We start from the raw sequence: 11,943 nt of genomic DNA, 5'->3' as shown, positions 1-11,943 counted from the left end.
AGCGATCGTTCTGTTGTAATAATTCTACGTTATATTTTACTGATTGTTTGAGGAGTTGGAATGATAGCTTTAATTCTCGGTGGCATTTTTTTATTAGGTGTGTGCATCGTTATTCACGAGCTCGGTCATATGTGGATGGGGCGGCTTGTCGGCGTGCGCGCTGAGATCTTCTCGTTCGGCTATGGGCGCGGCATCTGGAAAAAGAAAATCGGCGATACGACCTATCAGATTACGGCCATTCCACTGGGCGGATACGTGAAGTTCTACGGCGACGACATGCAGGACGCCGACAATAAAGTGCCCGGCGGGTTCTTCTCGGCTCCTCCGCTTCTGCGCATCATCCCCGTTCTTGGCGGCCCGCTTTTCAATCTGATTCTTGGCTTCTTTATCTTTCTCGGTCTGTCGGCATTCTCGGGGCTGCCTCCGGCAAAGGTCCAGCTCTGGGAAGAGATGGGCACGCAGAGCCCCGCCTACAGAGCAGGGCTTGCAAACGGCGATTCGATTCTGAGCATCGACGGACGTCCGATTCAGAGCTTTCAGGACATTCAAAAGACGGTGATGCTTTCGGGGGGAAAGGATCTGACTGTCATTTATGAACGGGCAGGGGAGCGAAAAGAGACCGTCGTTAAGCCCGACCTTGATTCGGCCGGTCGCGGCAGCGTGGGCCTGCGCGTTCCGGGCGAGCGCTTTATTGAAGTCGATTTCCCTTTTGCCGACGCATGGATGGCTCGTATCATGAAGCTTTTCGGTCAACCCGTAAATGCCGATTCGTCGCTGCGAGCCCTGGCTTACCTTGATGATGGAGATGTAATCCTGAGCGTGCAGGGGGAACGAGTGAGCGATCCTCTTGCGCTACAAGAGTTGCTCGGCCGACATCACGGACAGGAGGTCGAGATCAGGGTGCGCCGTCAGAGCCTGCCATGGCTGGCTCCCTGGTTTACAGAAGAGACGACGGTAACGGTTCCGACAAAAGGGGAGTATCGACTCGAACTCACAAACATCGTCGATACAAAATACGGCAAGCCGATCGGCGATTTCAGCCTTGTTTCACAGTCACCGGAACATCAGCGTGCTCTTGGTGATTTGAGTGTCGGCGGTGAACCGGCCGGGTCGTTTGAGTATCTGTACGGGCGATTTTCTGATGGCAGCCGCGTTCCGGTCATCACCGGTCGAGGCGATCAGGCAAAACACTACGAGGCAAACGTCCAGGCGCGCAAAACCGGCCTGATCGGATTTCGGCCGGGCAGCCTGGCGATGGCCGAGTATTCAACGGCCTCTGTCGGAGCCTCGCAGATCGTCGGCAATGCCTTTCAGAGCACGGTGGATAACATCATGATTTATCCCGAATTCGTGAGCAGGCTGGTGTCGGGACGCATCTCATTTATCGAGAACACGATGGGACCGGTGGGCATGTTCGCCGTTGCCGGAGTCGTCATTAAAACCGATCTGCGGGATTATTTTCAACTGATGGCGTCGATCTCTATCGCTCTGATGGTTATGAATCTGCTGCCCTTTCCCGTCGTCGACGGCGGACATATCGTCTTCTTCTTGATCGAGGCCATTCTGAAGCGCCCGCTTTCACCGGCCATTCTTGAAGGCTTCTACAGATTCGGGTTTCTAACGCTTGTGGCCTTTGGACTCTTTGTAATGTACAGGGATCTGCTCTTCGTTGTGAAACTATAAGGACCGCTTTTTTCGGATTGTAAGCGCAGCGCGTGTCGCGAAAACGATCTCGATTATGAAGGGATTCCTTTTTGCCACACGCCGTGAAGATCCGCAGGATGCGCAGGTCGATTCGCACCGTCTTATGGTGCGTGCCGGGCTTATTGAAAAGCTCGGTGCGGGTCTGTACCACATCCTGCCCATGGGACTGCGCTCTCTGCGCAAGATCGAGCGCATCGTCCGCGAGGAGATGGACCGCACCGGTGCCTACGAATTTGAGCTGCCGGTTCTTGTTCCTGCCAGCCTATGGGAGAAGTCGGGCCGCTGGCATGTGATGGGCAAAGAGATGTTCCGCCTGAAAGACCGGCATGAGAACTGGAACGTTCTCGGGCCGACGCATGAAGAAACCTTCACCGAGCTGATGTCGGGTCTTCTCAAATCATATAAAGATCTGCCCGTAAACGTATATCAGATTCACACAAAGTTTCGCGATGAGATTCGTCCGCGATTCGGTGTCATCCGTTCTCGCGAATTCATCATGAAGGACGCCTATTCGTTTCATAACGATCAGGACAGCCTGAACGCCACATACGACGATATGCGCCTTGCCTATCGACGGATCTTTGCTCGCGCCGGCCTGGAGACCATTCCCGTCGAGGCCGACACGGGCGCTATGGGTGGCTCAGGCTCAGAAGAGTTCATGGTCGCCTCGCATATCGGCGAAGAGACGCTTCTGCTTTCTGAGTCGGGCAGCTATCGCTCCAATCAGGAAAAGACGCCGGTTCTGTACGAAGAGCTGAAGGGCGAGATCGCCGATATCGCGGCCGCCGATGCGAAGAAGCGCCTGAAAAAGATCCATACGCCGAATACGAAGACGATCGAAGAGTTAGCCGCTTTTCTAAAAAAGAGCACCGATACGCTTCTGAAGACGGTTCTCTACCGAGCCGACTATGTGGACGGAAAGACAGAGACGGTGATGATTCTGATTCGCGGCGACAGGCAGCTGCATGAGATCAAACTCAAGAATCATTTAGGCGCCCTTGAGGTCGCTCCGGCTCCAAACGGCGATTTCGATGAAATAGGCAGCGTGGCAGGTTTTGCCGGCGCTCTGAATCTCAAGAAAGAGATTCGCGTGTTATTCGATCGGTCGTGTGCGACGCGACCTTCATGGGTGACGGGCGCTAACGAAGTCGATCATCATCTTGAGGGCTTTCATCCCGTTCTTGTCGACGAGAAATGGAAGGATAAGTTGGTCGATCTTTCCCTTGCCGTGGCCGGCGATCCTTCTCCGGATGGGGACGGGAAGCTGCGAGATGTGAAAGGCATCGAGGTCGGTCACATCTTCAAGCTCGGCGATAAATATACGAAAGCGATGAATCTTACCGTTCTGAACGATAAACAGAAGCCCGTGCATCCGCTTATGGGATGCTATGGCATCGGGTTGAACCGGACGATGGCGACCGTGATCGAGCAGAACTTCGACGAGAAGGGTATCATCTGGCCGATCAGCGTCGCTCCTTTTGAATTCCTGCTGGTCGACATCTGCAAAACGGACGAAGAGAAGTCTCGCGTGCGTGAACTCTACCGCATTCTTCGCGCAGAATTCGACATCCTCTGGGATGATCGCGATCTGCGACCCGGCGTGAAGTTCAACGACGCCGAACTGATCGGATTTCCCGTCCGTATCACGGCGGGTAAGACGTTTTTTGAAACGGGCAAACTGGAAGTCGTTATCCGTCAGGATAACGAGAAGCTTGAGATCGACGCCTCTGTGCTCGTCATGGAGCTGCGAAAGATTCGCGAGGACCTTTACGGGCGTCTGCCTGCGTTGCCCGAGTCTCCGTATGAGGAAAGATAACTTACAGGCCATCTCTAATATGGATAGCCTGTAAACCAATCGAGATCGCCGACGGTCGGTGCGTGTTATAGAATTGAGGTTATTATGGGATCAGAAATACAGAATCCGTTCGAGGATCGTGATACAAGGCGCTTTCTCAAGCATCTGAGTCGCGACGCATTTAAAGAAAAGGCCTTTTTTCCCGAAGACGGCTACTTCGGACCCTTTGGAGGGCGTTATAGCCCCGAGGTGCTTGTTCCCGCCATCGAAGAGCTTGAGGCTGTTTATACGAAGGCACTCAAGTCGACCAGCTTTCTGAAAGAGTGGAAGAGATATCAAAGAGAATTCGCAGGCAGGCCTTCAAAGCTGACCTACGCTCCGCGGCTTTCTGAGGCATGGGGAGCGCAGATCTGGCTCAAGCGCGAAGATCTGAACCATACGGGATCTCATAAAATCAACAACGCCCTCGGGCAGGCTCTTCTGGCGAAGCGCATGAAGAAAAAGCGTCTGATAGCCGAGACCGGCGCCGGACAGCATGGAGTGGCTACGGCAACGGTCGCCGCCCATTTCGGTTTTGAATGCACGGTGTATATGGGAGCCGAAGACGTCAGGCGTCAGAAGCTGAACGTGTATCGCATGCAGCTTCTTGGCGCCACCGTCGTTCCGGTTACATCGGGCACGGGAACGCTGAAAGACGCCACAAACGAGGCGATGCGCGACTGGGCGAAGACGGTCGGCGAAACGCATTACGTCATCGGGTCGGCCATCGGACCGCATCCTTTTCCCACGCTGGTGCGTGATTTTCAATCGGTTATAGGACTTGAATCGCGAAAGCAGATGCTCAAGAAGGCCGGTGCGTTACCCGACATCGCCGTCGCCTGTGTGGGCGGAGGCTCCAATGCCATCGGACTCTTTCACGGATTCCTGGGGGACCGCGACGTGCGTCTGATCGGCGCCGAGCCGGGCGGTCGATCCGATGAACCGGGCGAGCATGCGGCAAGCGTTTTCGCAGGTAGGCCGGGTTACTTTCACGGAACGCACTCACTGTTTATCCAGAAAGACGACGGACAGATACAGGATGTACACAGCGTTTCAGCCGGCCTGGACTATCCCGGCGTCGGTCCGCAGCATGCGTATCTTGCAAAGATCGGAAGGGTGGAATACACACGCGTTCCGGACGCTGAGGCGCTTGATGCCTTTGTTCAGGTAACGCGTCTCGAAGGTATTGTGCCCGCCCTCGAATCGGCCCATGCCTTTGTCGTCGCCCGTCGCGAGGCAGCTCTAAAGAAAGGCAGCCGTATGCTCGTCTGTCTTTCAGGCCGGGGCGATAAAGACGTGGCTGAGGTAGCCCGGTTGCTTGAGTTACCCGACGTGTGAAGCGATGCGGCTTTTAGAATTCATTTTTTGAGATAGCTTGTAGAGGAGTCGCTATGGGAATCCGACTGTATGGTTATCGAAAGTGCGGAACGTCGAACAAGGCCGAGAAGCTCTTTAAAGACGCCGGCCTGGACTATGAGTTCGTCGATATAACAGAGAAGGCTCCGACGGTCGCATTCTTGAAGAAAGTGCTCAAGCAGGCAGTAAATCCTGACGGCAGCCGGAGTATTCCTCTGGCGAAACTGGCGAATCCATCAAGCACGACCTATCGCGAGCTGAATATGAAAGAGAAGCTCGCTACGCTTAAAGAGGACGAGCTGCTTGCCTTACTGGCCTCGCACAGCAAGATGATCAAGAGGCCTGTGGTCACCGACGGGGAACGGTTCACGGTCGGCCTGAATGAAGAACTATTTGAGAAAATCTGGATAAAAGCATGAAAGAACGACGCGAGCTGTCTTTCTCGGATTACTCCGAAGTTATAAAAGAAATCGAGACTCTGCACGGGCAGGGTTATCGAAGAGGCGGTCGGTGGACGCTCAGCCAGGTCTGCCGGCATCTGTCGTTCTATTTTAGAGGATCTCTCGAAGGATTCGGCTTCCAGCTGCCGTGGATCGTGCGGGTAACGATCGGGCGATGGGCTCTAAACGAAGCGTTAAAAACCGGCACAAAGAAGCCCGACGGCGGAACGGTGAAGCAATCCCTCTATGAGCCTGAGCCCGACGATCGCGCCGCCGTCGACGAATGCATTGAACTGTTGAAAAGGCTGCAGAAGCATCGCGGCCCGCTTTACCCCTCAGCGCTTTTCGGCGACCTCACGATCGAGCAGTGGAAGCGGGTGCATCTCAATCATGCCGCACACCATCTCGGTTTCTTGCTGCGTCCCTGAATCCCTGAACGGCCTGAGAAGGCCGTCCGGCATAAAGTCTGTAGAACGGCAGATAGGCCAGGCCGAAAAGTAAAAGGATGATCCATTGCAGATGGATCAGATATCCAGGCCAATCCCCCAGATAGTCAAGCAGGCTTCCCGCTCCGGGCTTAGCCATGAGGTAGCCGTAGTTGCCGTTTACGAGAAAGTTCACGGCGAGCGTGACGATGAGATACAGCTCTGAAAAGAGAAAGGCTCGCAGCACCGCTCCGCGTCGCGGATACAGCCTCAGACCAAAGACGGCGAAGACGCAGGCGACGATCAATCCGGAGTGGCCGATGAAGAACATAAAGAAGCGCACATGGGGAAAGTCGAAATCGAGATCGGGCGTCAGCACTCCGTTGATGGAGCCCGTCATCACCCAGAAGTAAGAGAGCTCTGCAGAGAGTCGATTTCGAGTGAGCAGGGCCACGCTTGTCGCCAATGCCGACCAGTTGCACAATTCCATCGGAAGATCGTAGCGCAGCTCCCAGTAGCCTTCTCTTACGCGATAAAAGACATAGAAGGCGTAGTTTAGTATCAGCCCGAGCCCCAGAAGCAACGCCAGTCGGTGAGAGCGCCTGCCGGTTTCGTCGCGACGACCGACGTGCGTCACATAGACGCTCAACACCAGCGTGAGACTGAGGATGATCCAGTGCTGGCTCGAACCATGTTCCATCGCAACCAAGCAGAGCCCGGGCCCTGCATGCTGTCAATTGGAATCAGCTGGCCATTGCGGCGAATGAGCGCTCCATAGCGCTCCAGAGATCGGTGCGAAATGATGGGATAGCCGAAGGTCGGCTCGCTGATTCTCGATCTGTGCTTACGGGATGCAGGTTTACCAGGAAGTCCTTGATACCTATGTTCAGCGGGATGACTCCATCGTAGTAAGAGTCATGACCATCCAGGAAGGCCTCAAGCACGACTGGATTCAACCAACCGAGCGGATAGGCGGGGTCGTCGATGCGCACAACGATGACCGAACCGGAAGTATCTTCAAAAAGGGGAAGATAGCGCGCCGCCTCTTTCCATCGCCCGTCAGGACATACCGTTTCACACTTGAAATGCCCGAGTTCGGACTGAATCGTCCAGGAAGGAGGTGTCAGCCGCAAATGTCGGACCGTGCCCTGTTCACCTGCAATGGCGGTATTGCTATTCCATAGATACCGGTCTGCTCTCTCCAGGTTCTTGAGAAAGGATTGCACGATCAGAGGTGAAATGGCGATGCCGTAATCGTCCTCATGCGCTTGCAGGCAGGCCGTAGCCAGTACGGCCTTGCGTGTCGGTTCCATATCTATGCTTACAAGGTAATAGGTCGTTTTTCTCAAAAAAAAGTCTGGTCGAAGATTTTTTTTGAGAAAGAGCATGAGCCGATAGTTGGATCTTGATTGAAGGGTCGAAGGCTATGTCTGGAGGATTCTTGTGAGGTTTCTGGTGATTGCATCGACAGAAACAGAGCAAATGATTATGGGATTCCAATGTCCGCTTACCCTGACTGGTTGTGTTCCTCCATTCTCCAGGGATATCACTCCCATGGCGACGAGCAGCAGGTAGACGAAGATATAGCACATGGAAAACCCGGTCGCATGGGCAACCGCAGACAGACGCCCCCAGTCCCTGTCATCTGGATAAAAAATTCACGCGCACCAGGCTCTGTCCTTTACTGTCTCTTCCACTTGCCAGTCCTCCAAACGGAGGTCGAGAAGTGGCTGAATTGCTGCAAAAATTTCCCTGATTCAGATGTATCTGTGTACAGTCGCCAGGACAGATCCAGAGAAAACGGCCCGATCTCAATGAAAGGGCCTATTAGCGGACTTCTGTTTACACTATTGCAGTAACAGTCCGGCAGTTTCGGGCAATCCGAGCATCAGGTTCAGGTTCTGGATCGCCTGGCCGGCCGCACCTTTGACAAGGTTATCCAGGGCGCTGACGACGACCGTTTTGTTGCCGCGGCTGCGAATGCCGATATCGATGAAGTTCGTGTTCTGCACGCGCTTCAGCTCCACCTCTTCAGGAGTCGAACGGAAGCGTAAAAACGGCTCGGCCTCGCAATGCTCGCGGACCATCGCTTCAAGCAGGTGTGCATCGGGCGTATCGTTCCAGACGATGACGATCGTCGAGAGGATTCCGCGGAATGTCGGCAGCAGATGCGGCGTGAATACCAGATCGGGCGTGAACTGGCCGGCCCGGCCAAGATGCTCGACGATCTCGGGTTCATGTTGGTGCTTGAGAATCTTGTAGGCGCGAAAGTTTTCGTAGACTCCGCCGAATGAGAAGCCGGCATCTTCGACGCGTCCGCCCGCTCCCGACACGCCCGATTTTGCATCGACGATGATGCAGCTGCTTTTGCCCAGCACTGGCGCAAGGGGGGCGAGGGCGCCGAGCACCGACGTCGGATAACAACCCGGATTCGCCAGAATCTTTCCCTCACTATGCACGGAGCGGATTTCTTCGCGAAACATCTCGGGAAGGCCGAAAACGGATTTGGAAGCCCAGTCAAAATGCGGATGAGCGAATCCGTAGACCTTCTCGAATACAGATGCGTCATGCAGGCGAAAGCTGCCGCTCAGATCGACGACGGCACGTCCCTCTTCGCGGAATCGGGGAGCAAGCTCGGCCGAATCCTTATTCGGAGTAGCAAGGAAGACGGGAATGCCCGACGGCAGCGCATCGGCATGCTTTGAAAAGCGTAAAGAGGCATAGGCGGGCTCATCAAGCTCCGCAAAAACGGCGCTTACGGGTTGACCTGCGCATTGATCGCTTGTGATATGAACAGGATGCAGATTCGGATGCCGCAGCATCCAGCGCAGCAGTTCGCGGCCCGTCAGTCCGCCTGCTCCAAGGATTGCCACATCGATTCTGCTGTTCATCTTCTTCTACCGGAAAGGGAATAGGTTCAAACCGTGCTAAAGCCGGTCGGCGTCGACTCACTTTCTGTAACGGTTGATGACAATATACGAATTCTGACCGGATGTGACGACGAAAGAGCGCAATGATGTACAGTCCATTTGCAGCCGCTTTGCAACACCGGACTGCAAGCAACAGGAGTAACGACGCAGATGAAGATTCTCGTAACGGGAGCGACCGGTATGGTCGGAGCAGCCATCGTCAACAGGCTGGTAGAGCAGCATGAAGTGCACGCACTCGTAAGAAACGAGAGTCGAGCGCGATCCGTCCTGCCGGCACAGTGCCGGTTGGTGCCGGGCGACGTAACCGATCCGTCCAGCCTCGAAGCAGCGGTCAACGGATGCGAACTTGTATTTCATGCAGCAGGATTACCCGAGCAGTGGCTGAAAGACGTATCTGTTTTCGAAAAAGTGAATGTGCAGGGAACGCGCAACGTCCTTGAAGCAGCAAAAAAGGCAGGGGTTCGAAGGGTTGTCTATACGAGCACCATCGACGTCTTTCAGGCCGATGTGCATCAGAGCTATAACGAGAGCATCATCGATCCCGCACCTAAAGGAACGCATTACGAACGATCCAAACAGAAGGCCGATCGGCTGGCCGTGAGCTATCTCGAAAACGGAATGGACATCGTATTCCTGCATCCGGCTGGCCTATATGGTCCGGGCCCGTCGACATCGCCGGGAATCAACGATTTTGTCGCTGATCTGATTCGTGGAAAGATACCGATGCTATTGCCCGGAGGTTTTCCCGTCGTCTTTGCCGATGACTGTGCTCAGGGGCATATCATGGCTGCGATGAAGGCAAAGGCGGGGGATCGCTTTATTCTGAGCGATGCTTATTACAGTCTTGTCGAGCTTGCCGGCATCGTGCATCGCCTGCATCCGATTAAGAAAATCCCTCCCGTCATGCCGCTCTGGTTTGCTCGGGCCTTTGCCGTCGCCGGTGAGGCCGTTTCTTCGATAACGGGACGACCGCCGCTGCTTCCGCGCGGACAGCTAACCTTTCTCTTATGGCAAGCCCGCCCGAACAGCGATCATGCGCGAGACGTGCTCGGCTGGACGTCTGTCGGAATCGAAGAAGGCCTGAGCCGCACGATCGCACATCTGAAAGAAAAAGGCCTGCTGTAGCAGGCCCTGTGTCGCGTTATAGGCTGTGCGGTTATTCAGAGCCGTTTAGCGACTCTGAGTGGGGCTTTTGAGCCCCGGTCTCGCCGATCAAACCGCAGATTCGAGAATCTCTCCCGTTTCTGGATCGATGTTCTCTTCTTCTGCAACGGGCGCTACTGCATTCCCTTCAAGGATCTGCTTGCGCACCTCTGCCTCGATCTCGCTCAGGATCTCGGGATTCTCTTCAAGATACGTGCAGGCATTCTCGCGTCCCTGGCCGATCTTCGCTTCTTTGTAGGAATACCACGTGCCCGAGCGATCGACGATGCCCTGTGTGAGAGCGGAGTCGAGGATACAGCCGGCTTTATTGATGCCCTTGTTAAAGAGGATCTCAAACTCGGCCTGGCGGAACGGAGGAGCGACCTTATTCTTCACGACCTTCACGCGCACGCGGTTGCCATAGGCCTCATCGGCCTTCTTCAGCGTTTCGGTGCGTCGGATGTCAAGACGAACCGAGGCGTAGAACTTCAGAGCGTTACCGCCGGTCGTCGTTTCAGGCGAGCCGAACATGACGCCGATCTTATTGCGGATCTGGTTAACGAAGATGACGACGGTTTTCGATTTGGAGATCGTTCCTGTCAACTTGCGCATCGCCTGACTCATCAGTCGGGCCTGGAGTCCCATCTGTGCGTCGCCCATGTTGCCTTCCAGTTCGGCACGAGGCACGAGAGCGGCGACAGAGTCGACGACGATGATATCGATGGCATTGGAGCGCACGAGCGATTCGGTGATCTCAAGGGCCTCTTCGCCGTTGTCGGGCTGTGCCACAAGCAGCTCGTCGATATTCACGCCCATCTTTTTCGCAAAGGTGGGATCAAGCGCATGCTCGGCATCGACAAAGGCAGCCACACCGCCGGCCTTCTGGATCTCGGCTACCGTTGAGAGACAGAGCGTTGTTTTACCGGAGGACTCAGGCCCGTAGATCTCGACGATGCGGCCTTTCGGAAGTCCGCCGATGCCAAGGGCAAGATCAAGCGTCAGAGCGCCGGTCGGCGCCGCTTCAATCTTTGAGGCCGCTCGATCGTCGCCGAGCTTCATAATGGAGCCTTTGCCGAACTGCTTCTCGATCTGCTGGATGGCGCCATCGACGGCCCGGGCACGGTCTGCATCGACCGGCTTCTCTGCGCTTACAGGGTTTTTCTCAATCTTACGTTTTGCCATGATTCTACCTCGTTCGTTGAATATTCCTCGTTTCTATGGTGTAAGGGTGTCGTTCTGGTCGGAACGTACTGAAAAAAATCCCTCGCACATATACTTTGTAGCACAGCAGCAGGACAGAGACATAAGTCTTATTATAAAAAAATCCCGCTCGCTGCACTGCATAGTGAAAAACAAAATTGCCTACACCTGATACCTAATCAAAAGACGGTTATCATTGGGCCGGATTTTTTTCAAGAATAATTTTCCCGTAGCTGCGAGCGTAGCCGATCATGCCGAGGATGTGAATCAGCACGAATCCCCATGCAGCCGGCGTCGGATCAAGACGCCAGTCCGTCTCGTCGAGTTTCGTGCGCAGATACGGGATGGCATAGTACCAGACAGTCACAATGGCTGCCACTCCGACTGCCACCTTTCCAAAGATATTCGGACGGGCCTGCCGATCCCGCTTGAAGTAAAGGAAGGTGCCCATCCAGACGCCGAGAATCTCTCGCAGAATATAGAATCCGTATATATACGGAGGGAAATCGAAATAGAGCACAAGCAGCGTCATCGCTCCGAGGATGACGAGCTTGTCGCAGATAGGATCAAGATAACGTCCGACAATGGTTTCCTGGTGCAGAATGCGGGCCAGGAAGCCGTCGAGAAAATCGGTGAGGGCGGCCAGAGCGGCAAGACCGACAAGAACGCCGAGCCAGAACAGTCCGGGCTGGCTCAGATATTCGAAGGAGGCATACACAAACGGCGGCAGAAGCAGGACGCGCAAAACGGAGAGAAGGTTCGACACGTTCACAAAGGGCTCGTCAAAGGCCTGCTTCCAATCCATGACCGTTTAGGTTTATGTCGCCGATTTGCAGGTCAAGGAAAATGGAAGTGTGGTGAGCGAGCGGGTTTTGGATGTCAGGGGAGACGGTGGCGGGCGTTGAGGGAGC

General features: G+C 54.8%; 11 protein-coding genes and 1 pseudogene. 6 read left to right on the top strand and 6 right to left on the bottom strand.

The window, feature by feature from the left end; genetic code table 11:
- Positions 1–60 precede the first annotated feature (60 nt).
- From LEPIL_RS00670 to LEPIL_RS21395, 5 genes are all read left to right on the top strand, one after another.
- Entirely contained in the window at positions 61–1,683 is a 1,623-nt protein-coding gene (locus LEPIL_RS00670) for a site-2 protease family protein (RefSeq protein WP_002768944.1), read from the top strand.
- Positions 1,684–1,738: 55 nt separating this feature from the next.
- A complete protein-coding gene (locus LEPIL_RS00665; RefSeq protein WP_002768942.1) occupies positions 1,739–3,520 on the top strand; it encodes a proline--tRNA ligase in 1,782 nt (593 codons plus the stop codon).
- An 84-nt stretch (positions 3,521–3,604) separates the two neighbouring features.
- A complete protein-coding gene (gene trpB, locus LEPIL_RS00660) occupies positions 3,605–4,876 on the top strand; it encodes a tryptophan synthase subunit beta (RefSeq protein WP_002768940.1) in 1,272 nt (423 codons plus the stop codon).
- 53 nt (positions 4,877–4,929) lie between these two features.
- Positions 4,930–5,313: an arsenate reductase family protein gene (locus LEPIL_RS00655; RefSeq protein ID WP_002768939.1), complete on the top strand. Its 384-nt coding sequence runs from the start codon at positions 4,930–4,932 to the stop codon at positions 5,311–5,313.
- The gene (locus LEPIL_RS21395; protein ID WP_002768937.1) at positions 5,310–5,762 is read left to right on the top strand and encodes a DUF1569 domain-containing protein; all 453 of its coding nucleotides are present in this window, start codon (positions 5,310–5,312) and stop codon (positions 5,760–5,762) included. Before LEPIL_RS00655 ends, LEPIL_RS21395 begins: the two co-directional genes overlap by 4 nt.
- Here the strand turns inward: LEPIL_RS21395 and LEPIL_RS00645 are convergent.
- The 4 genes and pseudogenes from LEPIL_RS00645 to argC all read right to left on the bottom strand — a co-directional run bounded on the left by LEPIL_RS00645 (position 5,719) and on the right by argC (position 8,650).
- Positions 5,719–6,459: a YwaF family protein gene (locus LEPIL_RS00645; protein WP_002768935.1), complete on the bottom strand. Its 741-nt coding sequence runs from the start codon at positions 6,457–6,459 to the stop codon at positions 5,719–5,721. The genes LEPIL_RS21395 and LEPIL_RS00645 overlap by 44 nt on opposite strands.
- A 43-nt stretch (positions 6,460–6,502) precedes the next feature.
- On the bottom strand, positions 6,503–7,072 hold the full coding sequence (locus LEPIL_RS00640) for a hypothetical protein (protein ID WP_143464634.1): 570 nt from the start codon (positions 7,070–7,072) through the stop codon (positions 6,503–6,505).
- 111 nt (positions 7,073–7,183) lie between these two features.
- Positions 7,184–7,467: pseudogene (locus LEPIL_RS23860) on the bottom strand (DUF1564 family protein); the annotation flags it as partial.
- 139 nt (positions 7,468–7,606) lie between these two features.
- Complete coding sequence (gene argC, locus LEPIL_RS00635) at positions 7,607–8,650, bottom strand: N-acetyl-gamma-glutamyl-phosphate reductase (protein ID WP_002768929.1); 1,044 nt, start codon at positions 8,648–8,650, stop codon at positions 7,607–7,609.
- A gap of 189 nt (positions 8,651–8,839) precedes the next feature.
- Here argC and LEPIL_RS00630 point away from each other — a divergent pair, with 189 nt between their 5' ends.
- On the top strand, positions 8,840–9,814 hold the full coding sequence (locus tag LEPIL_RS00630) for an NAD-dependent epimerase/dehydratase family protein (RefSeq protein ID WP_002768927.1): 975 nt from the start codon (positions 8,840–8,842) through the stop codon (positions 9,812–9,814).
- Between the two features lie 87 nt (positions 9,815–9,901).
- On the opposite strand, the gene recA is transcribed toward LEPIL_RS00630, so the two are convergent.
- Positions 9,902–11,014 carry a recombinase RecA gene (recA, locus tag LEPIL_RS00625; protein WP_002768925.1) on the bottom strand — a complete coding sequence of 371 codons (1,113 nt, stop codon included), beginning with the start codon at positions 11,012–11,014 and terminating at the stop codon, positions 9,902–9,904.
- Positions 11,015–11,225: 211 nt separating this feature from the next.
- Positions 11,226–11,837, bottom strand: coding sequence for a CDP-alcohol phosphatidyltransferase family protein (locus tag LEPIL_RS00620; protein WP_002768923.1), 612 nt, complete (start codon positions 11,835–11,837; stop codon positions 11,226–11,228).
- Positions 11,838–11,943 lie beyond the last annotated feature (106 nt).

It is taken from the genome of Leptonema illini DSM 21528 (genome assembly GCF_000243335.1).
Taxonomy (GTDB): domain Bacteria; phylum Spirochaetota; class Leptospiria; order Leptospirales; family Leptonemataceae; genus Leptonema; species Leptonema illini.
This window is presented reverse-complemented; position numbering and strand designations above follow the sequence as displayed.

Bases quoted from the DNA above. Each gene is read 5' to 3' on its own strand.
- LEPIL_RS00670 (WP_002768944.1), top strand. From the start codon at position 61: ATGATAGCTTTAATTCTCGGTGGCATTTTTTTATTAGGTGTGTGCATC.
- LEPIL_RS00665 (WP_002768942.1), top strand. From the start codon at position 1,739: ATGAAGGGATTCCTTTTTGCCACACGCCGTGAAGATCCGCAGGATGCG.
- trpB (WP_002768940.1), top strand. From the start codon at position 3,605: ATGGGATCAGAAATACAGAATCCGTTCGAGGATCGTGATACAAGGCGC.
- LEPIL_RS00655 (WP_002768939.1), top strand. From the start codon at position 4,930: ATGGGAATCCGACTGTATGGTTATCGAAAGTGCGGAACGTCGAACAAG.
- LEPIL_RS21395 (WP_002768937.1), top strand. From the start codon at position 5,310: ATGAAAGAACGACGCGAGCTGTCTTTCTCGGATTACTCCGAAGTTATA.
- LEPIL_RS00645 (WP_002768935.1), bottom strand. From the start codon at position 6,459: ATGGAACATGGTTCGAGCCAGCACTGGATCATCCTCAGTCTCACGCTG.
- LEPIL_RS00640 (WP_143464634.1), bottom strand. From the start codon at position 7,072: ATGGAACCGACACGCAAGGCCGTACTGGCTACGGCCTGCCTGCAAGCG.
- argC (WP_002768929.1), bottom strand. From the start codon at position 8,650: ATGAACAGCAGAATCGATGTGGCAATCCTTGGAGCAGGCGGACTGACG.
- LEPIL_RS00630 (WP_002768927.1), top strand. From the start codon at position 8,840: ATGAAGATTCTCGTAACGGGAGCGACCGGTATGGTCGGAGCAGCCATC.
- recA (WP_002768925.1), bottom strand. From the start codon at position 11,014: ATGGCAAAACGTAAGATTGAGAAAAACCCTGTAAGCGCAGAGAAGCCG.
- LEPIL_RS00620 (WP_002768923.1), bottom strand. From the start codon at position 11,837: ATGGATTGGAAGCAGGCCTTTGACGAGCCCTTTGTGAACGTGTCGAAC.